Source organism: Caulobacter sp. GW821-FHT09A05 (assembly GCF_059418465.1).
The window spans coordinates 24,905-49,003 of record NZ_JBWKPX010000019.1; the positions used below are offsets into that span (position 1 = coordinate 24,905).

The window sequence follows — 24,099 nt, forward strand, 5'->3', positions numbered from 1 at the left end:
CGCGGCTGACAAGCGAGGTTCCGGCGTGATGGATTTGAGGTTTGATCCGCTCTCGGCGTTCAACGAGGCAGAAGAACCCCTGTTCAAGGCGGTCCGGCCCGGCGGGAAGCCGGTCAGGCTGGTCGACACCACCATGCTCTACGCGCCCCGCAGCGGCGGGGTTCGGCGCTATCTGAACTCCAAGCGGACCTGGATCGCGGCGAATCGGCCGCAGGTCCGGCACACCCTGGTGGTGCCTGGCCCGCGCGACGCGCACGACGGGCACGGACGGGTTTCGATCTATGCGGCGCCGCTGCCGTTCGGTGACGGCTATCGCTGGCCGGTGGTCAAGAACGCCTGGATGGAGCGACTGATTCGTCAGCGCCCGGACATCATCGAGGCCGGCGATCCCTATACGCCGGGCCTGGCGGCCCTGAAGGCCGGCGACGCGCTGGGCGTGCCGGTGGTCGGCTTCTGCCACACCGATCTGGGCGCCCTGGCGGCGCTGCACATCGGCGAATGGGCCGAGAAGCCCGTGCAGAAGCGCTGGGCGGCGATCTACCGGCAGTTCGACCAGGCCGTCGCGCCCAGCCAGTTCATCGCCGGGCGGCTGATCGAGGCGGGCGTCAAGAACGCCATCGGCCTGCCGCTGGGCGTCGACACCGACATCTTCAACCCTGGCCGCGGCGACCGCGACGCCTTGCGCCGCCGCCTGGGCCTGACCAGCCGCCATCGAATCCTGGTGTTCGCGGGACGCCCGGCCCGAGAGAAGAAGCTGGACGTCCTGGTCGAGGCGGTCGAGCGCCTGGGTGATCCCTATGTGCTGCTGTTCGTGGGGGCGGGCGCCGGGGCGCCGTCCAGCGATCGGGTGATCTGCATGGACTACCAGCGCGACCCGCAGAGCCTGGCGGCGGTGCTGGCCGGTTGCGACGCCTTTGTCCACGCCAACGACAACGAGCCGTTCGGCCTGATCGTGCTGGAGGCCATGGCCTGCGGCCTGCCGGTGATCGGTGTCGCGGCCGGCGGCGTGGCCGAATCCGTGGACGAGACGGTCGGGGCCCTGGCCGCGGCCTCGGAGGCCCGCGCGTTCGCCGAGGCGGTCGAATCGGTGTTCGCACGCGACGTGTCGGCGCTGGGCCAGGCCGCTCGGCGGCGGGCCGAGCACCGGCACGGCTGGGATCCAGTGTTCCGCAAGCTGTCGGCGATCTACGGCCGGCTCACCGGCTGCGCCGCGTTCGAGGACGCGCCTCAGTCGTCGACCGAGCTGGTCGGCTGGAATTAGGCGGCGGCCTCGACCAGAGCGCCGCGCACCTGGGCGAGGATCTCGTAGGATCGTCGCCGGGCGGCGTGGTCATGGATCTGCGAGGCGGCCATCAGCTCGTCGGCGCCGGTCAGGTCCAGCACCTTCTGGATCTTGGCGCGGACCGTGTCGGGCGAGCCGATCGCCGAATAGCGGAAGGTATGGTCCAGGCCCGCGATCTCGGCTTCGGAAGCCACCTCGCGGATGTCGTCGACCGGGGGCGGCAGCAGGCCCGGACTGCCACGCCGCAGCGCCACGAACTGCTGCTGGCTGGAGGTGAACAGCCGGCGGGCCTCGTCGTCGGTGTCGGCCGCGCAGACCCCGATACAGACCAGCACATAAGGCTGGGCCAGGGCCGGCGAGGGCTTGAAGGTCCGGCGATAGACGGTGATCGCCTCCATCAGCTGGTCCGGCGCGAAGTGGGCGGCGAAGGCGAAGGGCAACCCCAGGGCCGCGGCCAGCTGGGCGCTGTAGGTGCTGGAGCCCAGCGGCCAGAGCGGGACGTCCTGGCCCTCGCCGGGCACGGCGCGCACGGACTGGCCCGGTTGAGCCGGCTGGAACCAGCCCTGCAGCTCGACGACGTCCTGGGCGAAGCTGTCCACAGCGCCCATGTAGCGGCGAAGGGCCCGCATCGTGGCCTGATCGGTCCCCGGCGCGCGGCCCAGGCCCAGGTCGATTCGGCCCGGATAGAGGGCCGCCAGGGTGCCGAACGCCTCGGCCACCATCAGCGGCGCGTGGTTGGGCAGCATGATCCCGCCCGAGCCCACCCGGATCGTCGAGGTGCCGGCCGCCACGTGGCCGATGACCACGGCGGTCGCGGCGCTGGCGATCCCCGGCATGTTGTGATGCTCGGCCAGCCAGTAGCGGTGATAGCCGAGCCGTTCGGCGTGGCGGGCCAGGTCCAGGCTGTTGTGAAGCGCCTGGCCGACGCTGGAGCCTTGCGGAACGGGGGCCAGGTCGAGGACGGAAAAGGGCAGGGGATGGGCGTGCGACATGCACGCTAGATCGGAACGCGCGACGCGAACCTCAAGGCGATCGGTTCGTTCTAGCCGCGCCGCCGGGATCAATGCAGGATTCGCGGGCGGACAGCGCGCCGCCCAGGCGAAGAACGGAGGCCCCCATGGCGTTGAAATGCATCCACCTGGACCAGATCCAGGACGTAACGCCTGGAACGGCGGGTTGCGAGGAGTGCCTCAAGACCGGTGATTCCTGGCTGCACCTGCGGCTCTGCCGGACCTGCGGGCATGTCGGCTGCTGCGACCAGTCAAAAAACAAGCACGCCACCAAGCATTTCAAGCTCACCGGCCACCCGATCATCGAAGGCTACGACCCGCCCGAGGGCTGGGGCTGGTGCTATGTCGACGAGGAATTCTTCGAATTCGAGACGCCGACTCCGCATCCCGGACCGATTCCGCGATTCTATTGAGGCGCGGCGCCCCCTCGCGTGTGGCGAAGAAAAGGAGGAAAGTGGCGCGAATGACGGGACTTGAACCCGCGACCTCCGGCGTGACAGGCCGGCGCTCTAACCAACTGAGCTACATCCGCGTCGGGCGCGAACCAAGGTCCGGCGCGGTCGTTCCATAGACTGGCCTGGCGGTGGGTGCAGCCAACTTCGAGGAAGGTGGCGCGAATGACGGGACTTGAACCCGCGACCTCCGGCGTGACAGGCCGGCGCTCTAACCAACTGAGCTACATCCGCATCAGGCTCCGCCGAAGCGAAGTGCGACCCGCCGTGCGGCGAGGGGCGTCTGATATGTCGGGCCGATGTGCGTGTCAACGGCCATGTCGCGGAAGCTGTGAGTGAATGCCAGTTGCGACCGTTTCTCAATGTGTCCGAGGCGTTTGAAGCGCTGGCGACACTGAGCTACAACCCGCTCGATTCAAGCCAAGGGCTGTCATGAACGCCTTCCTTCTCCAGTATCTGCCGATCGTGATCTTCCTCGGGATCGCGGCGGTCATCGGCATCGCCTTCATCCTCGCCGCCGCGGTGCTCGCCCCCAAGGCGCCGGACCCGGAAAAGCTGTCCGCCTACGAATGCGGCTTCAACGCCTTCGACGACGCGCGCATGAAGTTCGACGTCCGGTTCTACCTGGTCTCGATCCTGTTCATCATCTTCGACCTGGAAGTGGCCTTCCTGTTCCCGTGGGCCGTTTCGCTGATGAAGCTGCCGCATGACGTGGCCGCCTTCGCCTTCTGGTCGATGATGGTCTTCCTGGGCGTTCTGACTGTCGGCTTCATCTACGAATGGAAGAAGGGCGCCCTCGAATGGGAGTGATCGTTCCCCCCACCGGCCCGGCGCCCAGCTCGCCGCTGGTTCCCGCCGGCTCGGCCGCGCGGTCGACGGTGCAAGGCTATGACCCCAAGCTGCACGACCCCTATTTCGACGGCCTGTCGGGCCAGCTGGCCGACAAGGGCTTCGTCACGGCCGCCGCCGACGACCTGATCACCTGGGCCCGCACCGGCAGCCTGATGTGGATGACGTTCGGCCTGGCCTGCTGCGCCGTCGAGATGATGCACTCGGCCATGCCGCGCTACGACCTGGAGCGCTACGGCTTCGCGCCGCGCGCCAGCCCGCGGCAGTCGGACGTGATGATCGTCGCCGGCACCCTGACCAACAAGATGGCTCCGGCTCTGCGCAAGGTCTACGACCAGATGCCCGAGCCACGCTACGTCATCTCGATGGGCAGCTGCGCCAACGGCGGCGGCTACTATTATTACAGCTACAGCGTCGTGCGCGGCTGCGACCGCGTGGTGCCGATCGACATCTATGTCCCCGGCTGCCCGCCCACCGCCGAGGCCCTGGTCTACGGCGTGCTGCAGCTGCAAAAGAAGATCCGTCGCACGGGGACGATCGAGCGATGACCGACGTTGTTTCCACCGAAGTGACGCTTTCGCCCCTGGAAGCGCTTGGCCAGGCGATCGTCGCCAATTCGGCCGGCGCGATCACCGCCCATCACGTGGCGTTCGGCGAGCTGAACCTGCTGGGCCCGGCCAACCGCGTGGTCCAGGCCCTGACCTATCTGCGCGACCATCCCGACTACCGCTTCCACCAGCTGGTGGACCTGACGGGCGTCGATTATCCGGAGCGCGAGCGCCGGTTTGACGTGGTCTATCACCTGCTGTCGCTGGTGAAGAACCATCGCGTACGCTTCAAGGTCCAGACCGACGAGGACACCGCCGTCCCCAGCGCCACGCCGGTGTTCCCGGTGGCCGACTGGTTCGAGCGCGAAGCCTTCGACATGTACGGCATCTTCTTCGACGGCCACCCCGACCTGCGCCGGATCCTGACCGACTACGGCTTCCACGGCCATCCGCTGCGGAAGGACTTCCCGATGACGGGCTATGTCGAGGTCCGTTACGACGACGAGCTCAAGCGCGTGGTCTACGAGCCCGTGAAGATCACCGAGTTCCGCGCCTTCGACTTCATGTCTCCGTGGGAGGGCGCCAAGTACGCCCTGCCGGGCGACGAGAAGGCCGAGAAGCGGGCAGGGGACGCGTAAGATGACTGGTTCCAACTCCCCCGCCGCCGCGACCGACTTCTTCCACGACGCGCCGTCTTTGCCGGCCGTGCCGGAAACCCCGGTTCGCAAGTTCAACATCAACTTCGGCCCGCAGCACCCGGCCGCCCACGGCGTGCTGCGCTTGGTGCTGGAACTGGACGGCGAGATCGTCGAGCGCGTCGATCCGCACATCGGCCTGCTGCATCGCGGCACCGAGAAGCTGATGGAGGCCCGCACCTACCTCCAGAACATTCCGTACTTCGACCGCCTCGACTATGTGGCGCCGATGAACCAGGAACATGCGTTCTGCCTGGCCATCGAGAAGCTGCTGGGCGTGGACGTGCCGATGCGCGGCAGCCTGATCCGCGTGCTGTTCTGCGAGATCGGCCGGGTGCTGAACCACCTGCTGAACGTGACGACCCAGGCCATGGACGTCGGCGCCCTGACGCCGCCGCTCTGGGGCTTCGAGGAGCGCGAGAAGCTCATGGTGTTCTACGAGCGCGCCTGCGGCGCTCGCCTGCACGCCAACTATTTCCGCCCGGGCGGCGTCCACCAGGACCTGACCCCGTCGCTGATCGACGACATCGAAAAGTGGGCCAAGGCCTTCCCGAAGATCTGCGACGACATCGAGGGCCTGATCACCGACAACCGCATCTTCAAGCAGCGCAACGTCGACATCGGCGTGGTGACCAAGGAAGACGCGCTGGCCTGGGGCTTCTCGGGCGTGATGGTGCGCGGCTCGGGCATCGCCTGGGACCTGCGCCGCAACCAGCCCTACGAGTGCTACAACGACTTCGAGTTCGAAATCCCGCTGGGCAAGAACGGCGACTGCTACGATCGCTACCTGTGCCGCATGCAGGAGATGCGTGAGTCGACCAAGATCATCCTTCAGGCCATCGAAAAGCTGCGCGTCACGCCCGGCCCGGTGATGACCGAGGACAACAAGGTGAGCCCGCCGCGCCGCGCCGAGATGAAGCGGTCGATGGAAGCCCTGATCCACCACTTCAAGCTCTACACCGAAGGCTTCCGCACGCCGGAAGGCGAGGTCTACGCCTCGGTCGAGGCCCCCAAGGGCGAGTTCGGCGTGTTCCTGGTGTCGAACGGCACCAACAAGCCGTACCGCTGCAAGATCAAGGCGCCGGGCTTCTCGCACCTGGCGGCCATGGACTGGATGAACCGCGGCCACCAGCTGGCCGACGTCTCGGCCATCCTGGGCTCGCTCGACATCGTGTTCGGTGAGGTCGACCGGTGAGCCTCGAAACCATCGCCCTGGAAAAGGTCGCCCAGGCGCAACTCGACGCCTACAACGCCCAGGATCTGGACGCCCATTGCGCGCACTTCACCGACGACGTCGTGGTCGCCGGCCTGAACGGCGATGTGGCGCGCACGGGCATCGAGGCCTATCGCGCCTGGTACGAAGCCGCGTTCGCGCAGTTTCCGAACAACAAGGCTAAGCTTCTCAACCGCATCGTGGTGGGCGCCAACGTGATCGATCACGAGCACGTCGACCGCGGCAACGGCGACGCGCCCTTCCAGGTCGCCGCCATCTACACCTTCAGGGGCGACAAGATCGCCCGCGTGGATTTCGCACGATGAGTGTTCGTCGCCTCGCCAAGGAACAGCCGGCCAGCTTCGCCTTCTCCAAGGACAGCCAGGCCAAGGCCGACTGGTGGAAAGCCAAGTACCCCGCCGAGCGCAAGCAGTCGGCGGTGATCCCGATGCTGTGGCTGGCCCAGAAGCAGGAAGGCTGGGTCTCCGAGCCCGCCATCCAGGAGATCGCCAGGCAACTGCAGATGCCGGTCATCCGCGTGCTGGAGGTCGCCACCTTCTACGTGATGTTCCAGCTGCAGCCGGTCGGCAAGGTCGCCTTCGTCCAGCTGTGCGGCACCACGCCTTGCCAGCTGCGCGGCGCTCTGGACCTCAAGGCCGTGCTGAAGGCCAAGATCGGCGAGGCCCATTCGGTGTCGGCCGACGGCAAGTTCAGCTGGGAAGAGGTCGAGTGCCTGGGCGCCTGCTGCAACGCGCCGATGGCGGCCATCAACGACTATTATTACGAGGACCTGACGCCGGAGAGTCTGGCCCAGATCCTCGACGACTTCGCCGCCGGCAAGTCGCCCCGGCCGGGCAGCTACGAAGGCCGCGGCGCGTCGGAACCCAAGGGCAAGATCCAGACCCTGACCGATCCCAAGCTGTACGACGGCTCGGCGGCCAAGAAGATCAAGATCCCGAACCTGCCCGAAAAGCCCAAGAAGGCTCCGAAGACGGAGCCGGCCGCCTGATGCAACACGCCGACGCCATCCAGAAGAAGCGCCTGACCACGATGTTCGCCATCGACGTGGTCTGCTTCGTGCTGGCCGGCGCGGCGGTCATCGGCTACGTCGCGGCCGGCATCGGCTGGCTGGCGCCGGTGTTCATCGGCGCCATCGCCGTGGGTTTGGGCGCGCAGATCTGGTTCATCCTGGGCTGGATGAAGGCCGCCAAGCGGGACGGGGAGGGCAAGGCGTCGTGACCGACGATTCTCAACTCCTGGCCAAGCGCGTGGCCTATGTGAAGACCATCCGCGGTCTTTACCGCAATGAGCGCATCGCCGGCCTGGTCGGCTCGCTGATCGGGGCCCTGCTCCTGATCTGGGGCCGGATGGGCCAGGGAGCGCCCGCCTGGGCCGTTCCCGTCGCTTTCCTGGTGATCGGCGCCGCCTGGGTGCTTTTCGCCTATGTCATCATTCGTCGGACGCGCTATGTGCGCGCCCATCCATTCGATCCGCAAAGCTGAGTCATGGTCGGTATCCTCGAAGACAAGGACCGCATCTTCACGAACCTCTACGGTCTCCATGATTGGGGCCTCGAGGGCGCGAAGAAGCGCGGCTGCTGGAATGGCACCAAGGACATCCTGGACGCCGGGCGCGACTGGATCATCGACAACATGAAGAACTCCGGCCTGCGCGGCCGGGGCGGGGCGGGCTTCGGCACCGGCCTGAAGTGGTCGTTCATGCCCAAGGAAGTGAAGGACGGCCGTCCGCACTACCTGGTCGTCAACGCCGACGAGTCCGAGCCGGGCACCTGCAAGGACCGGGAGATCATGCGGCATGACCCGCACCTCCTGATCGAGGGCTGCCTGATCGCCTCGCGCGCCATGCTGGCCCACGCCTGCTACATCTACATCCGCGGCGAATACGTCCGTGAACGTGAAGTGCTGGAAGCCGCCATCAAGCAGGCCTACGAGGCCAAGCTGATCGGCAAGGGCAATGTCCACGGCTGGGACTTCGACCTCTACGTCCACCACGGCGCCGGCGCCTATATCTGCGGCGAAGAGACGGCCCTGCTGGAAAGCCTGGAAGGCAAGAAGGGCCAGCCGCGCCTGAAGCCGCCGTTCCCGGCCGGCGCGGGCCTCTACGGCATGCCGACCACGGTCAACAACGTCGAGTCGATCGCGGTCGCCGGCACGATCCTGCGCCGCGGCGCGTCGTGGTTCGCGGGCTTTGGCCGTCCGAACAACGCCGGCACCAAGCTGTTCTGCGTCTCGGGCCACGTGAACCTGCCCTGCAACGTCGAAGAGGCCATGAGCATCCCCTTCCGTCAGCTGATGGAAGACCACTGCGGCGGCATCCGTGGCGGCTGGGGCAACCTGAAGGCCGTGATCCCGGGCGGCTCGTCCGTGCCGATGATCCCCGCCGAGCAGTGCGAAGACCTGCCGATGGACTTCGACGCCCTGCGCAACCTGCGCTCGGGCCTGGGCACCGCCGCCGTGATCGTCATGGACAAGTCCACCGACCTGGTCCGCGCCATCGCCCGCCTGTCGTACTTCTACAAGCACGAGAGCTGCGGCCAGTGCACGCCCTGCCGCGAAGGCACCGGATGGATGTGGCGGGTCATGGAGCGCATGGCCACCGGCGAGGCCGATCCGAAGGAGATCGACACCCTGCTGGACGTCACGACCCAGGTCGAGGGTCACACCATCTGCGCCCTGGGCGACGCGGCCGCCTGGCCGATCCAGGGCCTGTTCCGTCACTTCCGCCACGAGGTGGAGGAGCGGATCGCATCCTATCGTAGCGGTCGCCTGCACGTGCAGGGCGCCAAGCTGATCGCGGCGGAGTAAACGATTATGGCTATCGCCAAGGTCAATGGCGTCGAGGTCGAGTTCGAGCCCGGCATGACGGTTCTGCAGGTGGCGGAACTGGCCGGGGAAGAGATCCCGCGCTTCTGCTATCACGAGCGCCTGAGCATTGCCGGCAACTGCCGCATGTGCCTGGTCGAGGTGAAGCCCGGCCCGCCCAAGCCGCAGGCGTCGTGCGCCCTGCCGGCCGCCGAGGGCCAGGAGATCTTCACCAAGACCCCGATGGTCAAGAAGGCCCGCGAAGGGGTGATGGAGTTCCTGCTCATCAACCACCCGCTGGATTGCCCGATCTGCGACCAGGGCGGCGAGTGCGACCTGCAGGACCAGGCGATGGGCTATGGTCGCGACGACAGCCGCTACGAAGAGAACAAGCGCGCGGTCGAAGAGAAGGCCATGGGCCCGCTCATCAAGACGGTGATGACCCGCTGCATCCAGTGCACGCGCTGCGTCCGCTTCATCACCGAAGTCGCCGGCTCGCCGGAGATCGGCTTGATCTCGCGCGGCGAAGACGTTGAAATCACGACCTATCTGGGCGCGGCGGTGACGTCGGAGCTCAGCGCCAACGTCATCGACCTGTGCCCGGTCGGCGCCCTGACGTCCAAGCCCTACGCCTTCGAGGCGCGGCCCTGGGAGCTGAAGAAGACCGAGAGCGTGGACGTCATGGACGCCCTGGGCTCGGCCATCCGCGTCGACGCCCGCGGCGCCGCGGTCCTCCGCGTGCTGCCGCGCGTCAACGAGGACGTCAACGAGGAGTGGATCAGCGACAAGACGCGCTACGCCGTCGACGGCCTGCAGCGTCAGCGTCTGGACCGTCCGTACGTCCGCGTCGGCGGCCGTCTGCAGCCGGCCAGCTGGGCCCAGGCCTTCGCCGCCGTCGCCGCCAGGATCAAGGCCGCCAAGCCCGAGCGCGTCGGCGTGATCGCCGGCGACCTGCAGGACGCCGAGAGCCTGAAGGCGACCAAGGATCTGTTCACCGCCCTGGGCGTGAAGAACCTCGACGCCCGCCAGGACGGCTCCACGCTGGGCCACGGTCCGCGCGAGAGCTGGCTGTTCAACTCGACCATCGCCGGCGTCGAGAACGCCGACGTGGTGCTGTTCGTCGGCGCCAATCCGCGCCTCGAGGCGCCGGTCCTCAACGCCCGCTTCCGCAAGCAGTGGATCGCCGGCAAGATCCGCTTCGGCGTGATCGGACAGCAGGCGGACCTGACCTTCGACTACGACTATCTCGGGGCCGGGACCAAGACCCTGTCGGGCCTGGCCAAGGCCAAGAACGACTTCGTCACCGCCCTGAAGAACGCCGAACGTCCGGCCATCATCATCGGCCAGGGCGCTCTGTCGCGCGCCGACGGCGCCGCCGTGCTGAAGGCCGCCGCGGCCGTGGCCAAGACCTTCAAGGTCGTGCGCGACGGTTGGAACGGCTGGAACGTGCTGCACACCGCCGCCGCCCGCGTGGCCGGCCTGGACCTGGGCTTCGTCCCGGGCGAGGGCGGCCTGTCGACCGCCGAAATGCTGAAGCCGGGCGCGCTGGACGTGCTGTTCCTGCTGGGCGCCGACGAGTGCGAGACCGCCGCTTCGGACGCCTTCAAGGTCTATCTGGGCACCCATGGCGACGCCGGCGCCCACAAGGCCGACGTCATCCTGCCGGGCGCGGCCTATACCGAGAAGAACGGCCTCTATGTGAACACCGAAGGCCGCGTCCAGATGGGCGAGCGGGCGGTGTTCCCGAAGGGCGAGGCCAAGGAGGACTGGTCGATCCTGCGGGCCCTGTCCGAGCACCTGGGCGCCAAGCTGCCCTATGACAGCCTGGACCAGCTGCGCGCCAGGCTGTTCGCCGAGCACCCGACGTTCGGCCAGATCGACTTCGCGCCGGGCTCGATCCCGACCGTGTTCGACCTGTCGGGCCTGGGCGGGGCGGGCGAGCTTTCGGACGCGCCGTTCGAAAGCCCGATCAAGGCCTTCCACCTGACCAATCCCATCGCGCGCGCCAGCGTGACCATGGCCGAATGCGCGGCCACGGCTTCCGGCGCCGCCAAGATCGCGGCGGAGTAGGCCGGTGAGCGAATTCTTCTCCAACCCCGCCGTGAGCTGGACCCTGCTGACCACCGGCGGGATCCTGCTGGTCGTGATCTGGGTGCTGCTGAGCCTGGCCTTCCTGCTGCTGGCCGACCGCAAGATCTGGGCCGGCGTGCAGATGCGCAAGGGCCCCAACGTGGTGGGCCCGTTCGGCCTGCTGCAGTCCTTCGCCGACTTCTTCAAGTTCGTGCTGAAGGAAATCATCATCCCGGCCGGCGCCGACAAGGTGATCTTCCTGCTGGCCCCGCTGCTGAGCCTGGTCCTGGCCTTCGTCGGCTGGGCCGTGGTGCCGTTCGCGCCGGGCTGGGTGGTCTCCAACCTCAATGTCGGCATCCTGTACCTGCTGGCGATGAGCTCGCTGGGCGTCTACGGCATCATCATGGGCGGCTGGGCTTCGAACTCGAAGTACCCGTTCCTGGGCGCGCTGCGTTCGGCCGCGCAGATGGTGTCGTACGAAGTGTCGATCGGCCTGATCATCATCACGGTGATCCTGCTGGCCGGCACCATGAACCTGACCTCGATCGTCTCGCAGCAGTCCGGCTGGATCTGGAACTGGAACGTGTTCGGCGGCGCCGGCCTGAAGAACATCATCCTGATGCCGGTGATGGTGATCGCCATGGGCATGTTCTTCATCTCGGCCCTGGCCGAGACCAACCGCCCGCCGTTCGACCTGCCGGAAGCCGAATCCGAACTCGTGGCCGGCTATCAGGTCGAGTACAGCTCGACCCCGTACCTGCTGTTCATGGTCGCCGAATATTCGAACATCGTCCTGATGTGCGCGATGATCAGCGTCCTGTTCTTCGGCGGCTGGAACCCCGGTTTCCCGACCGGTTTCCTGGACGCCTGGCCGACCTTCTGGGCCAATCTGTTCCTGGCCGTGGTGTTCTTCGCCAAGATCGTCTTCTGGTTCTTCATGATCGCCATGGCCAAGGCCATCGTGCCCCGCTACCGCTACGACCAGCTGATGCGCCTGGGCTGGAAGGTGTTCCTGCCGATGTCGCTGGTGCTGGTGATGCTGGTGTCGGCCTGGCGCGTGTTCGGACTGCAGGCGTGATCGCCAGGATGACATCCCTGGCGCTCGCCGGCCTTGTCTTGGCCCTGGCCGGCTGCGCGACCAACGGTGCCGCCCCGGCCAAGGCGTCCTATTCGCTGGGGCGCGGCACGGCCAGCTACGACCAGCTGCGCCGCGACAGCGAGAGATGCGCCGCCGACGGCGGCAAGATCGAAGCCAAGCAGGACGGGGGCGACCCCACCCAGCTTGCGAACTACAGCTGCGTCATTCCGCAGGGCGGAAAATGACGCGGCCGGCGCGCTGGACCGGATTGATCGCCATGATCGCCCTGTCCGGCTGCGCCTCATGGGAGCATCCGCGCGGCCTCCCGCCGCCGCGGACGGGCTCCCTGGACGAACAGGTCGAGGCGCGCCGGCAGGCGGACGCCAAGGCCAAGGAATGCGTGATCCGGCAGTCCATTCGCCGGGAACAGATCGAAGCGGGCAGGGACGTTCGTCCCCTCCCAAAAGAGAAGTGTTAGGAGAGCTCTGGTGTTCCAGCGCATCACACAGGCGGTCAAGGGCGTGGCCCTGCTCGACTTCGCGGGCGCCTTCGGCCTGGGCATGAAGTACATGCTCGCGCCCAAGAAGACGGTGATCTATCCGAACGAGCGCGGCCCGCAGTCGCCCCGTTTCCGCGGCGAGCACGCCCTGCGACGCTATCCGTCGGGCGAGGAGCGCTGCATCGCCTGCAAGCTGTGCGAGGCCATCTGCCCGGCCCAGGCCATCACCATCGAGGCCGAGCCGCGCGACGACGGCAGCCGCCGCACGACCCGCTACGACATCGACATGGTCAAGTGCATCTATTGCGGCCTGTGCCAGGAGGCCTGCCCGGTGGACGCCATCGTCGAGGGGCCGAACATCGAGTTCGCCGTCGAGACGCGCGAGGAACTCTACTACGACAAGGAAAAGCTGCTCGACAACGGCGACCGTTGGGAGCGGCTGATCGCGAAGAATCTGGAGTTGGACGCGCCCTACCGCTAAAGGACGGGGCGCGATTCCGAGGGTTAGGCGACCGATCCCCCGATCCGTCGTGTTTTGTGGTTTTCTGAGGGAGCACCTGGGCCGATGGCCTTGCCGGCGATAGCTTTCTATTTGCTCGCGGTAGCGACCGTGGTGGCGGGTCTTCTCGTCGTCTCGGCCAAGAACCCCGTGCACTCGGTGCTCTTCCTGATCACCGCCTTCTTCTCGGCCGCGGGCCTCTTCGTCCTGATGGGCGCGGAGTTCCTGGCGATGCTGCTGATCGTCGTCTACGTCGGCGCGGTCGCGGTGCTGTTCCTGTTCGTCGTGATGATGCTCGACGTGGACTTCGCCGAGCTGCGGCAGGGCTTCGCCCAGTACCTGCCGATCGGCGGCCTGGTCGGGGGGATCCTGACGCTGGAGATGATCTTCGTCGCCGCGACGGTGGCCGCCAACGGCGCGGCCGGCAAGAACGCCGCCCCGATGGCCTCGCCGCTCGGCGTGCCGAACACCGAGGCGATCGGCCGGGTGCTCTACACCGACTACATCTTCTTCTTCCAACTGGCGGGCCTGGTGCTGCTGGTCGCCATGATCGGCGCCATCGTCCTGACCCTGCGCCACAAGCCGGGCGTCAAGCGCCAGGACATCGGCAAGCAGATCGCCCGCACGCCAAAGACCGGGATGGAAATCGTGCAGATCAAGCCGGGCGAGGGGATCAGCGAATGATCGGCCTGTCTCACTATCTCGTCGTCGCCGCCATCCTGTTCACGATCGGCGTCTTCGGCATCTTCGTGAATCGCAAGAACATCATCGTCATCCTGATGTCGATCGAGCTGATCCTGCTGGCGGTGAACATCAACCTGGTGGCCTTCTCGGTCTTCCTGCACGACGTGACGGGGCAGATCTTCGCCATGTTCGTGCTGACCGTCGCCGCGGCCGAAGCGGCCGTCGGCCTGGCCATCCTGGTGACGTTCTTCCGTAACCGCGGCGACATCGCCGTCGACGACGCCAGCGTGATGAAGGGCTGATCGCAGTGCAGACTCTCGTCACCATCCTCGTCCTCGCGCCGCTGGTCGCCGCGATCATCGCCGGCCTGTTCGGCCGCCGCATCGGCAATGTCGCCTCGCAGGCGGTCACCACGGGCGCGCTCATCCTCAGCTGCGCCCTGGGCTGGTACACGTTCAGCCAGTGGACCTGGGGGCACATGGAGGCCTTTACGGTCGACCTGCTGCCCTTCATCCACGTGGGGAACTTCGTCTCCAACTGGTCGGTCCGCATCGACGCCCTGTCCTGCGTGATGCTGATCGTGGTGACGACGGTCTCGGCCCTCGTGCACATCTATTCCTGGGGCTACATGGCCGAGGACGACAGCAAGCCGCGGTTCTTCGCGTACCTGTCGCTGTTCACCTTCGCCATGCTGGCCCTGGTCACCGCCGCCGACTTCATGCAGCTGTTCTTCGGCTGGGAAGGGGTGGGCCTGGCCTCGTACCTGCTGATCGGCTTCTGGTTCAAGAAGTCGACCGCCAGCGCCGCGGCGATCAAGGCCTTCGTCGTCAACCGCGTGGGCGACTTCGGCTTCGCCCTGGGGATCATGACCACCTACTGGGCGTTCGGTTCGATCCAGTTCGCAGAGATCTTCCCGCAGATCGCCTCGGGCGCGGCGCGCACCTGGCAGTTCGCCGGCCACACCTTCCCGCTGGTCGACATCGCCTGCTTCCTGCTGTTCATCGGTGCGATGGGCAAGTCGGCGCAGTTCTTCCTGCACACCTGGCTGCCGGACGCCATGGAAGGCCCGACCCCGGTCTCGGCCCTGATCCACGCGGCGACCATGGTCACCGCCGGCGTCTACATGCTGTGCCTGCTGTCGCCGATGTTCGAATACGCGCCCGTCGCCAAGAACATCGTCACGGTGATCGGCGCGATCACGGCCCTGTTCGCCGCCACGGTCGGCCTGACCCAGAACGACATCAAGCGGGTCATCGCCTATTCGACCTGTTCGCAGCTGGGCTACATGTTCTTCGCGGCCGGCGTCGGCGCCTACCAGGCGGCGATGTTCCACCTGTTCACCCACGCCTTCTTCAAGGCGCTGCTGTTCCTGGGCGCCGGTTCGGTGATCCACGGCATGCACCACGAGCAGGACATGCGGAAGTACGGCGCTCTGGCCAAGCTGCTGCCGGTGACCTTCGGCGCCATGACCATCGGCACCATCGCCATAACCGGCCTGGGCCTGCCGCCCCTGCACCTGGGCTTCGCGGGCTTCTACTCGAAAGACACCATCATCGAGGCGGCCTACGCCGCGGGCACGCACAACGGCATCGCGATGTTCGCCTGGGTGATCGGCGTCCTGGTGGCCGGCCTGACCTCGTTCTACTCCTGGCGCCTGGCCTTCTTCACCTTCAACGGCAAGGCCCGCTGGGGTCACGACGACCATCACGCCGCCGATCACGGGCATGACGCGCACGCCGCCCATGGCCACGACGATCACGCCCACGCCGAAACCCATGACGAGCCGCTTCCGGACGATCACGCGCACGACGACCATGGCCACGGCCATGACCACAAGCCGCACGAGAGCCCGTTCGTGATGCTGTTCCCGCTGATCGTGCTGTCGATCGGCGCGATCTTCGCCGGCATCGTGTTCACCGACTTCTTCGTCGGTCACCACCAGCAGGAGTTCTGGCGCGGCGCGATCTTCAACGCCCCGACCAACCACGTGCTGCACGAGGCCCACGAAGTGGACGAGTGGGTGAAATGGAGCCCGCTGGTGGCCTCGATCCTCGGCCTGGCGATCGCCGTCTGGGTCTATCTGATCAAGGGCAACGAACGCCTGGGCGCCGCCCTGGCGGCCCGCAACGGCCCGCTGTACGTGTTCTTCTACAACAAGTGGTTCTTCGACGAGCTGTACCAGGCGACCTTCGTGCGCGCGGCCAAGTTCCTCGGCGACCTGTTCTGGAAGGGCGGCGACCAGAAGCTGATCGACGGCTTCGGACCGGACGGCGTCAGCGCCGTCAGCTACGAAGTCGGCCGCCGGACCGGCAAGCTGCAGTCCGGCTACCTGTACCACTACGCCTTCGTCATGCTGCTCGGCGTCGCCGGCCTGCTGACGTTCGCCCTTTACGCATTCCGTTGAGGACGGATCGATGACCGGCCTGCTGAGCCTCACCACCTTCGCCCCGCTCGTCGGCGTGGTCCTGCTGCTGGGCGCGCGCGCCCTGCACGGCGACAACGCCAGGACGGACACCCTGGCCAAGTGGATCGCCCTGGCGACCACCCTGGTCACCTTCGCCCTGTCGGTCGTGCTGGTCGCCCAGTTCGACGCCAAGAACCCGGGCTTCCAGTTCGTGGAAGACCTCAACTGGTTCGCGGGCCTGCACTACCGCATGGGCGTGGACGGCATCTCGATCCTGTTCGTCCTGCTGACCACCTTCCTGCTGCCGATCTGCATCATCGCCGGCTGGAAGTCGGTGGATAAGCGCGTGGTCGAGTACCTGATCTGCTTCCTGGTCCTGGAGACCCTGGTGGTCGGGGTGTTCTGCGCCCTGGACCTGATCCTGTTCTACCTCTTCTTCGAGGGCGGCCTGGTTCCGATGTTCCTGATCATCGGCATCTGGGGCGGCAAGCGCCGGGTCTACGCGGCCTACAAGTTCTTCCTCTACACGCTGCTCGGCTCGGTGCTGATGCTGGCGGCCATCCTGTCGATGATCGCCATCGCCCACACCTCGTCGATCCCGGCGCTGATGAGCTTCAAGTTCGCCCCGTGGCTGCAGACCTGGCTGTGGCTGGCCTTCTTCGCCAGCTTCGCGGTCAAGATGCCGATGTGGCCGGTCCACACCTGGTTGCCCGACGCCCACGTCGAGGCCCCGACGGCCGGTTCGGTGATCCTGGCGGGCATCCTGCTGAAGATGGGCGGCTACGGCTTCCTGCGCTTCAGCCTGCCGATGTTCCCCCACGCGTCGGAGCTGTTCCAGCCCCTGGTGTTCGCGATGTCGGCGATCGCCATCGTCTACACCTCGCTGGTCGCCTTCCGTCAGACCGACATCAAGAAGCTGATCGCCTATTCCTCGGTGGCCCACATGGGCTTCGTGACCATGGGCATCTTCTCGGGCAACGCCCAGGGCGAGCAGGGCGCGATCTTCCAGATGCTGAGCCACGGCCTGATCTCGGGCGCGCTCTTCCTCTGCGTCGGCGTGGTCTATGACCGCATGCACACCCGCGAGATCGCCTTCTACGGCGGTCTCACCAACCGCATGCCCTGGTACGCGGCGGTGTTCATGCTGTTCACCATGGGCAATGTCGGCCTGCCGGGCACCTCGGGCTTCGTCGGCGAAATCCTCACCATGACCGGGGTCTACAAGGCCTCGACCTGGACGGCGCTGGTGGCCACCACGGGCGTGATCCTGTCGGCCGTCTACGCGCTGAACCTTTACCGCCGGGTGATGTTCGGCGAGATCGTCAATCCCGAGCTCAAGACCATCACCGACCTCGACAAGCGCGAGATCCTGATCTTCGCCCCGCTGATCATCGGCACCCTGGTGCTCGGCGTTTATCCCAATCTCATCTTCAACCTGACCGCGTCGTCCGTCGACGGGCTCGTCGGCGCCTGGCGCGCCGCCGTGGGCGGGTGAGGGACCCCATGACGTTCGCCGCCAACTTCTCCCTCGTTCTTCCCGAAGTCGTCCTCGGGGCCTCGGCCCTGGTGCTGCTGGTCTGGGGCGCGTTCCACGGCAAGGTCACCCCGTTGTTCACCGGCGCGGCCGTCCTGGCCCTGCTGGGCGCGGCCGTGGCCGCCGTGATCGGTCCGCACGGCCACGCCTTCAATGGGGTCTACGCCGCCGACGCCGCCGCCACCTACGCCAAGGTCGCGATCTACGGCTTCAGCGCCCTGGCCATCGTGCTGGGCGACCGCTGGCTGGCCGCCCGCGGCGACCAGAAGTTCGAATACGCCGTGCTGGTGATCCTGTCGGCGCTGGGCATGGGCGTCACCGCCTCGGCCGGCGACCTGATCAGCCTCTATGTCGGCGTCGAGCTGCAGTCGCTGGCGCTGTACGTCCTGGCCGCCTTCCGCCGCGACGACGCCAAGTCGTCGGAAGCGGGCCTGAAGTATTTCGTGCTGGGCGCGCTGTCGTCGGGCCTGCTGCTGTACGGCGCCTCGCTGATCTACGGCTTCGCCGGCTCGACCCGCTTCGAAGACATCGCCGCCATGGCTCATGGCGGGCACGGCGTGGGCCTGCTGTTCGGCCTGGTGTTCCTGCTCTGCGGCCTGGCGTTCAAGGTCTCGGCCGCGCCGTTCCACATGTGGACGCCGGACGTCTATGAAGGCGCCCCGACCCCGGTCGTCGGCTTCTTCGCCGCCGCGCCCAAGCTGGCCGCCATGATGATGTTCGCTCGCGTGCTGGGCGACGCCTTCCCGGACTCGGTGGCCCAGTGGCGCCAGATCCTGGTCATCACCGCCCTGGCCTCGGTCTTCGTCGGCGCCTTCGCCGGCCTGGCCCAGAACAATCTCAAGCGGCTGTGGGCCTACAGCTCGATCGCCAATGTCGGCTACGCCCTGCTGGGCGTGGCGACCGGCGGTGAGACCGGCCTGCATTCGATGCTGCTGTTCATGACCCTGTACATGGTCGACGTCACCGGCTTCTTCGCCTGCCTCCAGGCCCTGTCGCGCGACGGCAAGCCGATGGAGACCATCCAGGACATGGCCGGCCTGGTGAAGCACCGTCCGGGGCTGGCCGTGGCCATGACCGCGTTCTCGCTGTCGGCCCTGGGCATGCCGCCGTTCTCGGGGTTCTGGGCCAAGTTCTACGTCTTCGGCGCGGCCATGGGCTCGGGCGACGTGCTGCTGCAATGGGCGGCGGTGCTGGGCCTGGTCGGCAGCGTGGTCGCGGCGTTCTACTATCTGCGCCTGATCAAGACGATGTGGTTCGACGCCGCCGAAGGCGCCGTGGACAAGCCGCAACCGATCGCCCGTGCGGTTGGCTTCGTGGCCGCCGCCTTCTCGTTCCCGGTCGTGCTGGTCGCGCTGATCTGGCTCGACCCCGCAGCCAGGGCCGCCGCGGCGGCCTTTGGCCACGCGTGACGTGACGGGCCCGACCTCGACCTTCGAAGTCCCGCCCGTCGTCGTCCTGGACGAGATCGACTCGACCAACGCCGAGGCTCGTCGCCGCGCGGAAGCGGGGGAGGCGGGCCCAGTCTGGATCGTCGGCCTGCGTCAGACCGCGGGTCGGGGCCGGCGCGGCCGCGCCTGGGAGACCGGGGCCGGCAACCTCGCCGCCACCCTGCTGTTCAACACCGACAAGCCGCCGGCGGAGGCCGCCCAGGTGTCGTTCGTCGCCGCCCTGGCCGTGGCCGACCTGCTGGCCGCCTACGTGCCCGCCCACCTGGTCAGCCTCAAATGGCCCAACGATCCGCTGCTCGGCGGGTTGAAGGTCAGCGGCGTCCTGGTGGAATCGGGAGCCCGCTCGACCGGCGGCCTGTGGATCGCCGTCGGGGTGGGGGTGAACCTGGCCCGCAAGCCGATCGACAGTGAACGGCCCGCCACCGCCCTGACCACCTACCTGGTCACCCCGCCGACGCCGGTGGAGGCGATCGAGGTCCTGGCCGCCGCCTTCGCCCGTTGGCAGGACGTCTGGCTGCGGTTGGGCTTCCCCGCCATCGCCGACGCCTGGACGGCGCGCGCCCACGGCCTGGGCGAGCGTTGCGTCGCCCGCCTGGGGTTGGAAACCCTGGAGGGGATCGCGGAAGGGCTGGACGGCGACGGCGCGCTGCGTCTTCGTCTGGCTGACGGCCGTCTGCGGCGGGTCACCGCCGGCGACGTCTTTTTCGGAGAGGCCTCCTGATGCTGCTGGCCATCGAACAGGGCAACACCAACACCATGTTCGCCATCCACGACGGCGAGACCTGGATCGCCCAGTGGCGCGCCGCCACCGAGAGCACGCGCACGGCCGATGAATACGTGGTCTGGCTGTCGCAACTGCTGTCGATGCAGGGCCTGGGCTTCCGCGCCATCGACTCGGTGATCATCTCCAGCGTCGTGCCGCAGTCGATCTTCAACCTGCGCAACCTGTCGCGCCGCTATTTCAACGTCGAACCGCTGGTGATCGGCGAGAACGCCAGGCTGGGCGTGGACGTGCGGATCGACAAGCCGTCCGAGGCGGGGGCCGACCGCCTGGTCAACGCCGTGGGCGCGCACATGGTCTATCCCGGCCCGCTGATCGTCATCGACAGCGGCACCGCCACCACCTTCGACATCGTCGGCGCGGACGGGGCGTTCGAGGGCGGCATCATCGCGCCGGGCATCAACCTGTCCATGCAGGCCCTGCACGAGGCCGCCGCCAAGCTGCCGCGCATCGCCATCCAGCGCCCGGCCGGCAACCGCGTGGTCGGGACCGACACCGTCAGCGCCATGCAGTCGGGCGTGTTCTGGGGTTATATCTCGCTGATCGAGGGCCTGGTGGCCCGCATCAAGGCCGAACGCGCCGAACCCATGACCGTGGTCGCCACCGGTGGCGTCGCCTCGCTGTTCGAGGGCGCCACCGACAGCATCGATCACTTCGATTCAGATCTGACCATCCGTGGTCTCCTCGAAATTCATCGCCGTAACACCCATCTAGAGACCTAATGACCAAATATACCGACAAGCCTTCCCCCAAGGACGAACTCGTCTTCCTGCCCCTGGGCGGGTCGAACGAGATCGGCATGAACTTCAATCTTTACGGCTTCGGCCCGGCCGACGACCGCAAATGGATCGTCGTCGACCTGGGCGTGACCTTCGGCGACCAGACGACGCCCGGGGTCGAGATCATCCTGCCCGACCCCGAATTCATCGAGGCCTACAAGGACGACATCCTTGGCATCGTCCTGACACACGCCCACGAGGACCACCTGGGCGCCGTGCACTGGCTGTGGCCGCGCCTGAAGGCGCCGGTGTTCGCCACGCCGTTCACCGCCTTCCTGCTGCGTGAAAAGCTGCGCGACGCCGGCCTGCTGGGCGAGGTGCCGATCACCGAGATCCCGCTGAGCGGCAGCTTCGACCTGGGACCATTCCACCTGGAAATGGTCACCCTGACCCACTCGATCCCCGAGCCGAACGGCCTGGCGATCAAGACCCCGTTGGGCACGATCCTGCACACCGGCGACTGGAAGATCGATCCCGATCCCCAGCTGGGCGGCCCCACCGACATCGACGCCATCCGCAAGCTGGGCGACGAGGGCGTGCTGGCCATGGTCTGCGACAGCACCAACGTCTTCGTCGATGGCGAGGCCGGCTCCGAAGCCGGGGTGCGCGCGGCGATGAACAAGCTGATCAAGGGCCTGACCGGCAAGATCGCCGTGGCCTGCTTCGCCTCGAACGTGGCCCGCATGGACACCGTGATCCGCGCCGCCCAGGCCGCCGGCCGCAAGGTCTGCCTGGCCGGCCGCTCGATGCACCGGATGAGCGCGGCGGCCCGCCATGTCGGCCTGCTGGAGGGCCTGGAGCCCTTCGTCACCGACGACCAGGCCAAGTACCTGCCCGAGAACGAGGTGCTGTTCCTGTGCACCGGCAGCCAGGGCGAGGCTCGCGCGGCCCTGGCCCGGATCGCCGAGGGCACCCATCCTCACGTCAAGCTCTCGCAGGGCGACCACGTGATCTTCTCTTCGCGGGTGATCCCGGGCAACGAGATCCCGATCCGCAACCTGCAGAACAAGCTGGCCGACCGCGGCGTGCGCCTGCACACCGAGCGCGACACCCCCGGCATCCACGTCAGCGGCCACCCGTGCCGCGACGAGCTCAAGCAGATGTACCAGTGGGCGCGGCCCACGATCGCGGTGCCGACCCACGGCGAGCGCCGCCACCTGATCGAGCACGCGGCCTTCGCCAAGGACCTGCAGGTGCCGCACGCGGTCAGCCCGCGCAACGGCGACATGGTGCTGCTGGCGCCCGGCCACCCGCAGATCATCGACGAGGTCCCGTCGGGCCGCCTCTATGTCGACGGCGGAGTGGTGACGCCCGAGAACGGCGAGGCCCTGCGCGAGCGACGCCACGCGGCGTTCAACGGCATGCTGGCCGTGTCGGTCGTGCTGGATGGCCGCAACCGTATCGTCTCCGGTCCCCAGGTCCGGGGCCTTGGCCTGGCGGGCGACGCCGAGTACCCGCTGGACGATGCCCTGGACGACCTGGCGGAGGAGGCCGAAACCGCCTTCAAGCGCCTGAGCGGCGACCAGTGCGAGATCGACGAGGCCATCGAGAGCGCGCTGTCCAAGGCCGTGAAGAAGGCCGCCTTCCGCATCTGGGAGCGCAAGCCCGTGGTCGAGACCACGGTTTTGCGGATCTAGCGCGTCGTGGACGAGACCCCTCCGTCGGCTCGAATAGTCCAGCCGATCGCGCCCGAGCCTGAGCCCGAGCCCCGCTGGCGGCAGACCCTGCGTCTGATGGCCGGCGAAGCCTGGGCGCTGGGCGCGCTCGCGCTGGTCCTCTGGATCGTTTCCGGGTTCCAGCTGCTGGGCAAGATGCAGGGCTGGGACGAGACGATGCTCGCCCTGGGCGCGCTTTACCCGCCGTATTTCAGGCAGGGGTTCTGGTGGACTCCGCTGACCCACATCTTCCTGCACGCGGGACTGCTGCACATCGTGATGAACACCAGCGCCCTGGTCAGCCTGGGTCCGGCCATCGCCGTGCGCCTGGGCCGGGACCTGAAGGGCGGCCTGCTGTTCTGGGCCTTCTTCCTGATCTGCGGCCTGGCCGGGGCGCTGCTGTTCCTCGTCCTGCACTGGAGCGGCGAGATCTCGGCCGTCGGGGCCTCGGGGGCGATCTGCGGCCTGTGGGGCGCTGTGGCGCGGCTGACGCCGGATGGCGGCCTGACGCCGATCCTCTCCCGTCAGGTCGGCAAGCAGACCTGGTCCTTCGTCGTCATGAACCTGGTGCTGGTCGCCATCGGCTTCGGCCTGGGCATGGCGTCGGGGGAGGGCGGATTGATGATCGCCTGGGAATGCCATGTCGGCGGCTTCATCGCCGGGCTGTTCCTGGTCGAGATGTTTCCCGCGCGATATTGGTGGCTTCGCCGGCCGGCCTGAGCGGATTGATCGCCAGGGCGAAGCGTTCCGCCATTGAAACGCCTCGCCGCGGGTCCATGAAGTCGTCTATATCCTCGAAAAGCGACGAGAGAGGCGCGCTCACGCCTTCGCCCCGCAGGACACGAAACGGATGATCGGCAAGCTCAATCACGTCGGCGTCGCCACGCCCTCCATCGACGAGTCGCTGAAGATGTACCGCGACCTGCTGGGCGCGACCTCGCACACCGACAAGTGGGCCATGCCGGAGCAGGGCGTCTGGGTCTGTTTTGTCAACCTGCCCAACAGCCAGATCGAGCTGATCGAGCCCTATGGCGAGGCCTCGCCGATCCATGGTTTCCTGGCCAAGAACCCCAAGGGCGGCCAGCACCACATCTGCTTCGAGGTCGAGAACATCTACGAGGCCCGCGACAGCCTGGTCGCCAAGGGCGCCACCGTGCTGGGCGAGCCGCGCATCGGCGCCCATGGCACGCTGATCATCTTCGTTCACCCCAAGGACATGGGCGGCATGCTGGTCGAGCTCATGGAAACCCCCAAGGACGCTCACTGATGGGTCCCGTCACCTGCATCGCCGTCTACCTGACCATCTGGTGGACCACGCTGTTCGCCGTGCTGCCGCTGGGCAATCGCACCTTCAAGGAGATGGGGATCGAGCCGCCGCCGGGTGCGGATCCCGGGGCGCCGGTCAATCCGAACCTGAAGCGCAAGTTCTTCACCACCACCTGGGTTTCGGCCCTGGTGATGGCCGGCCTGCTGCTGACCATCCATTTCCACCTGATCGACCTGCCGGCGCTGCCCGCCACCTATTAATCACAGGAATGGCGCCCAAGCCTTGGGCGCGCGGCGATGGATTTGCCGGCGTTCGCCCATTTCATGGGCGAAGTTCGCCAAGTGGTCAGGCCAGGCGCAATCGGGCGCCCCGAACAACTGTTCGGAGGTCTAGTCTCAGACTCACGAGGCCGGGTTTTCCGACCTTGCTCTGTGGCGTCTTCCCCGACGATGACTTGAAAGGCCGCGCGAGGACCGCGCGGCCTTCTTTTCGTTTGCAGCCATCTTTTCGCCGCGCGCGTTGCCAAGCTG

28 protein-coding genes and 2 tRNA genes are annotated in these 24,099 nt (G+C 67.2%); 27 read left to right on the forward strand and 3 right to left on the reverse strand.

What is annotated here, in order from left to right; all coding sequences use genetic code 11:
- Positions 1-28 precede the first annotated feature (28 nt).
- On the forward strand, positions 29-1,261 hold the full coding sequence (locus AC07NX_RS17605) for a glycosyltransferase family 4 protein (RefSeq protein ID WP_494643537.1): 1,233 nt from the start codon (positions 29-31) through the stop codon (positions 1,259-1,261).
- On the opposite strand, the gene AC07NX_RS17610 is transcribed toward AC07NX_RS17605, so the two are convergent.
- Positions 1,258-2,274, reverse strand: a complete 1,017-nt coding sequence (locus tag AC07NX_RS17610; protein WP_494643539.1) for an LLM class flavin-dependent oxidoreductase — start codon at positions 2,272-2,274, stop codon at positions 1,258-1,260. The genes AC07NX_RS17605 and AC07NX_RS17610 overlap by 4 nt on opposite strands.
- A gap of 125 nt (positions 2,275-2,399) precedes the next feature.
- On the opposite strand from AC07NX_RS17610, the gene AC07NX_RS17615 reads away from it, so the two are divergent.
- Positions 2,400-2,705: a UBP-type zinc finger domain-containing protein gene (locus tag AC07NX_RS17615; RefSeq protein WP_494643540.1), complete on the forward strand. Its 306-nt coding sequence runs from the start codon at positions 2,400-2,402 to the stop codon at positions 2,703-2,705.
- A 42-nt stretch (positions 2,706-2,747) separates the two neighbouring features.
- On the opposite strand, the gene AC07NX_RS17620 is transcribed toward AC07NX_RS17615, so the two are convergent.
- Both AC07NX_RS17620 and AC07NX_RS17625 read right to left on the reverse strand, forming a co-directional pair.
- A tRNA-Asp gene (locus AC07NX_RS17620) sits at positions 2,748-2,824 on the reverse strand.
- Between the two features lie 77 nt (positions 2,825-2,901).
- Positions 2,902-2,978, reverse strand: a tRNA-Asp gene (locus tag AC07NX_RS17625).
- A gap of 198 nt (positions 2,979-3,176) precedes the next feature.
- On the opposite strand from AC07NX_RS17625, the gene AC07NX_RS17630 reads away from it, so the two are divergent.
- From AC07NX_RS17630 to AC07NX_RS17750, 25 genes are all read left to right on the forward strand, one after another.
- Positions 3,177-3,554, forward strand: coding sequence for an NADH-quinone oxidoreductase subunit A (locus AC07NX_RS17630; RefSeq protein ID WP_035074791.1), 378 nt, complete (start codon positions 3,177-3,179; stop codon positions 3,552-3,554).
- Positions 3,524-4,141 carry a NuoB/complex I 20 kDa subunit family protein gene (locus AC07NX_RS17635; RefSeq protein WP_099052307.1) on the forward strand — a complete coding sequence of 206 codons (618 nt, stop codon included), beginning with the start codon at positions 3,524-3,526 and terminating at the stop codon, positions 4,139-4,141. Before AC07NX_RS17630 ends, AC07NX_RS17635 begins: the two co-directional genes overlap by 31 nt.
- Positions 4,138-4,779, forward strand: coding sequence for an NADH-quinone oxidoreductase subunit C (locus tag AC07NX_RS17640; RefSeq protein ID WP_035074796.1), 642 nt, complete (start codon positions 4,138-4,140; stop codon positions 4,777-4,779). The genes AC07NX_RS17635 and AC07NX_RS17640 overlap by 4 nt, the downstream gene beginning before the upstream one ends.
- A gap of 1 nt (position 4,780) precedes the next feature.
- Positions 4,781-6,031, forward strand: coding sequence for an NADH-quinone oxidoreductase subunit D (locus AC07NX_RS17645; RefSeq protein ID WP_494643542.1), 1,251 nt, complete (start codon positions 4,781-4,783; stop codon positions 6,029-6,031).
- Between the two features lie 11 nt (positions 6,032-6,042).
- Positions 6,043-6,375 carry a nuclear transport factor 2 family protein gene (locus tag AC07NX_RS17650; protein WP_035075048.1) on the forward strand — a complete coding sequence of 111 codons (333 nt, stop codon included), beginning with the start codon at positions 6,043-6,045 and terminating at the stop codon, positions 6,373-6,375.
- Positions 6,372-7,058: an NADH-quinone oxidoreductase subunit NuoE gene (gene nuoE / locus AC07NX_RS17655; protein ID WP_494643544.1), complete on the forward strand. Its 687-nt coding sequence runs from the start codon at positions 6,372-6,374 to the stop codon at positions 7,056-7,058. The genes AC07NX_RS17650 and nuoE overlap by 4 nt, the downstream gene beginning before the upstream one ends.
- The gene (locus tag AC07NX_RS17660) at positions 7,058-7,288 is read left to right on the forward strand and encodes a hypothetical protein (protein WP_035074805.1); all 231 of its coding nucleotides are present in this window, start codon (positions 7,058-7,060) and stop codon (positions 7,286-7,288) included. The genes nuoE and AC07NX_RS17660 overlap by 1 nt, the downstream gene beginning before the upstream one ends.
- Positions 7,285-7,551 (forward strand): hypothetical protein, encoded by a 267-nt coding sequence (locus AC07NX_RS17665; RefSeq protein WP_494643545.1) that lies wholly within the window; start codon positions 7,285-7,287, stop codon positions 7,549-7,551. The genes AC07NX_RS17660 and AC07NX_RS17665 overlap by 4 nt, the downstream gene beginning before the upstream one ends.
- Positions 7,552-7,554: 3 nt before the next feature.
- Positions 7,555-8,874, forward strand: coding sequence for an NADH-quinone oxidoreductase subunit NuoF (gene nuoF, locus AC07NX_RS17670; protein WP_035074811.1), 1,320 nt, complete (start codon positions 7,555-7,557; stop codon positions 8,872-8,874).
- Between the two features lie 6 nt (positions 8,875-8,880).
- Complete coding sequence (gene nuoG, locus AC07NX_RS17675) at positions 8,881-10,941, forward strand: NADH-quinone oxidoreductase subunit NuoG (RefSeq protein WP_494643546.1); 2,061 nt, start codon at positions 8,881-8,883, stop codon at positions 10,939-10,941.
- Positions 10,942-10,945: 4 nt separating this feature from the next.
- On the forward strand, positions 10,946-12,019 hold the full coding sequence (gene nuoH, locus AC07NX_RS17680; protein WP_494643548.1) for an NADH-quinone oxidoreductase subunit NuoH: 1,074 nt from the start codon (positions 10,946-10,948) through the stop codon (positions 12,017-12,019).
- Between the two features lie 8 nt (positions 12,020-12,027).
- Positions 12,028-12,264 carry a hypothetical protein gene (locus AC07NX_RS17685; protein ID WP_494643549.1) on the forward strand — a complete coding sequence of 79 codons (237 nt, stop codon included), beginning with the start codon at positions 12,028-12,030 and terminating at the stop codon, positions 12,262-12,264.
- A 32-nt stretch (positions 12,265-12,296) separates the two neighbouring features.
- On the forward strand, positions 12,297-12,497 hold the full coding sequence (locus AC07NX_RS17690; protein ID WP_494643551.1) for a hypothetical protein: 201 nt from the start codon (positions 12,297-12,299) through the stop codon (positions 12,495-12,497).
- A gap of 10 nt (positions 12,498-12,507) precedes the next feature.
- Entirely contained in the window at positions 12,508-12,999 is a 492-nt protein-coding gene (gene nuoI, locus AC07NX_RS17695; protein ID WP_019847591.1) for an NADH-quinone oxidoreductase subunit NuoI, read from the forward strand.
- A gap of 84 nt (positions 13,000-13,083) precedes the next feature.
- Positions 13,084-13,701, forward strand: a complete 618-nt coding sequence (locus AC07NX_RS17700; protein WP_494643552.1) for an NADH-quinone oxidoreductase subunit J — start codon at positions 13,084-13,086, stop codon at positions 13,699-13,701.
- A complete protein-coding gene (gene nuoK, locus AC07NX_RS17705; protein ID WP_019847589.1) occupies positions 13,698-14,003 on the forward strand; it encodes an NADH-quinone oxidoreductase subunit NuoK in 306 nt (101 codons plus the stop codon). Before AC07NX_RS17700 ends, nuoK begins: the two co-directional genes overlap by 4 nt.
- Positions 14,004-14,008: 5 nt before the next feature.
- Positions 14,009-16,105, forward strand: coding sequence for an NADH-quinone oxidoreductase subunit L (gene nuoL / locus AC07NX_RS17710; RefSeq protein ID WP_494643553.1), 2,097 nt, complete (start codon positions 14,009-14,011; stop codon positions 16,103-16,105).
- Between the two features lie 10 nt (positions 16,106-16,115).
- Positions 16,116-17,600 carry an NADH-quinone oxidoreductase subunit M gene (locus AC07NX_RS17715; protein WP_494643554.1) on the forward strand — a complete coding sequence of 495 codons (1,485 nt, stop codon included), beginning with the start codon at positions 16,116-16,118 and terminating at the stop codon, positions 17,598-17,600.
- 8 nt (positions 17,601-17,608) lie between these two features.
- Positions 17,609-19,048 carry an NADH-quinone oxidoreductase subunit NuoN gene (nuoN, locus tag AC07NX_RS17720; RefSeq protein ID WP_494643556.1) on the forward strand — a complete coding sequence of 480 codons (1,440 nt, stop codon included), beginning with the start codon at positions 17,609-17,611 and terminating at the stop codon, positions 19,046-19,048.
- Between the two features lies 1 nt (position 19,049).
- Positions 19,050-19,808, forward strand: coding sequence for a biotin--[acetyl-CoA-carboxylase] ligase (locus AC07NX_RS17725; protein WP_494643558.1), 759 nt, complete (start codon positions 19,050-19,052; stop codon positions 19,806-19,808).
- On the forward strand, positions 19,805-20,590 hold the full coding sequence (locus tag AC07NX_RS17730) for a type III pantothenate kinase (protein WP_494643619.1): 786 nt from the start codon (positions 19,805-19,807) through the stop codon (positions 20,588-20,590). Before AC07NX_RS17725 ends, AC07NX_RS17730 begins: the two co-directional genes overlap by 4 nt.
- Positions 20,590-22,284, forward strand: coding sequence for a ribonuclease J (locus tag AC07NX_RS17735; protein WP_494643559.1), 1,695 nt, complete (start codon positions 20,590-20,592; stop codon positions 22,282-22,284). Before AC07NX_RS17730 ends, AC07NX_RS17735 begins: the two co-directional genes overlap by 1 nt.
- A gap of 96 nt (positions 22,285-22,380) precedes the next feature.
- Complete coding sequence (locus AC07NX_RS17740; protein WP_494643561.1) at positions 22,381-23,022, forward strand: rhomboid family intramembrane serine protease; 642 nt, start codon at positions 22,381-22,383, stop codon at positions 23,020-23,022.
- A 130-nt stretch (positions 23,023-23,152) separates the two neighbouring features.
- The gene (mce, locus tag AC07NX_RS17745) at positions 23,153-23,569 is read left to right on the forward strand and encodes a methylmalonyl-CoA epimerase (protein WP_035075054.1); all 417 of its coding nucleotides are present in this window, start codon (positions 23,153-23,155) and stop codon (positions 23,567-23,569) included.
- On the forward strand, positions 23,569-23,829 hold the full coding sequence (locus AC07NX_RS17750) for a DUF1467 family protein (protein ID WP_028037620.1): 261 nt from the start codon (positions 23,569-23,571) through the stop codon (positions 23,827-23,829). The genes mce and AC07NX_RS17750 overlap by 1 nt, the downstream gene beginning before the upstream one ends.
- The last annotated feature ends 270 nt before the right edge of the window (positions 23,830-24,099 follow it).

Excerpts from the sequence above, each read along its gene's own strand:
- nuoE (WP_494643544.1), top strand. The coding sequence starts at position 6,372 with ATGAGTGTTCGTCGCCTCGCCAAGGAACAGCCGGCCAGCTTCGCCTTC.
- AC07NX_RS17635 (WP_099052307.1), top strand. The coding sequence starts at position 3,524 with ATGGAAGAAGGGCGCCCTCGAATGGGAGTGATCGTTCCCCCCACCGGC.
- nuoN (WP_494643556.1), top strand. The coding sequence starts at position 17,609 with ATGACGTTCGCCGCCAACTTCTCCCTCGTTCTTCCCGAAGTCGTCCTC.
- nuoG (WP_494643546.1), top strand. The coding sequence starts at position 8,881 with ATGGCTATCGCCAAGGTCAATGGCGTCGAGGTCGAGTTCGAGCCCGGC.
- AC07NX_RS17700 (WP_494643552.1), top strand. The coding sequence starts at position 13,084 with ATGGCCTTGCCGGCGATAGCTTTCTATTTGCTCGCGGTAGCGACCGTG.
- AC07NX_RS17690 (WP_494643551.1), top strand. The coding sequence starts at position 12,297 with ATGATCGCCCTGTCCGGCTGCGCCTCATGGGAGCATCCGCGCGGCCTC.
- nuoF (WP_035074811.1), top strand. The coding sequence starts at position 7,555 with ATGGTCGGTATCCTCGAAGACAAGGACCGCATCTTCACGAACCTCTAC.
- AC07NX_RS17660 (WP_035074805.1), top strand. The coding sequence starts at position 7,058 with ATGCAACACGCCGACGCCATCCAGAAGAAGCGCCTGACCACGATGTTC.
- AC07NX_RS17750 (WP_028037620.1), top strand. The coding sequence starts at position 23,569 with ATGGGTCCCGTCACCTGCATCGCCGTCTACCTGACCATCTGGTGGACC.
- AC07NX_RS17645 (WP_494643542.1), top strand. The coding sequence starts at position 4,781 with ATGACTGGTTCCAACTCCCCCGCCGCCGCGACCGACTTCTTCCACGAC.
- AC07NX_RS17605 (WP_494643537.1), top strand. The coding sequence starts at position 29 with ATGGATTTGAGGTTTGATCCGCTCTCGGCGTTCAACGAGGCAGAAGAA.
- AC07NX_RS17740 (WP_494643561.1), top strand. The coding sequence starts at position 22,381 with ATGGCCGGCGAAGCCTGGGCGCTGGGCGCGCTCGCGCTGGTCCTCTGG.
- AC07NX_RS17640 (WP_035074796.1), top strand. The coding sequence starts at position 4,138 with ATGACCGACGTTGTTTCCACCGAAGTGACGCTTTCGCCCCTGGAAGCG.
- AC07NX_RS17715 (WP_494643554.1), top strand. The coding sequence starts at position 16,116 with ATGACCGGCCTGCTGAGCCTCACCACCTTCGCCCCGCTCGTCGGCGTG.
- AC07NX_RS17615 (WP_494643540.1), top strand. The coding sequence starts at position 2,400 with ATGGCGTTGAAATGCATCCACCTGGACCAGATCCAGGACGTAACGCCT.
- mce (WP_035075054.1), top strand. The coding sequence starts at position 23,153 with ATGATCGGCAAGCTCAATCACGTCGGCGTCGCCACGCCCTCCATCGAC.
- AC07NX_RS17630 (WP_035074791.1), top strand. The coding sequence starts at position 3,177 with ATGAACGCCTTCCTTCTCCAGTATCTGCCGATCGTGATCTTCCTCGGG.
- AC07NX_RS17685 (WP_494643549.1), top strand. The coding sequence starts at position 12,028 with ATGACATCCCTGGCGCTCGCCGGCCTTGTCTTGGCCCTGGCCGGCTGC.
- nuoK (WP_019847589.1), top strand. The coding sequence starts at position 13,698 with ATGATCGGCCTGTCTCACTATCTCGTCGTCGCCGCCATCCTGTTCACG.
- AC07NX_RS17610 (WP_494643539.1), bottom strand. The coding sequence starts at position 2,274 with ATGTCGCACGCCCATCCCCTGCCCTTTTCCGTCCTCGACCTGGCCCCC.
- AC07NX_RS17735 (WP_494643559.1), top strand. The coding sequence starts at position 20,590 with ATGACCAAATATACCGACAAGCCTTCCCCCAAGGACGAACTCGTCTTC.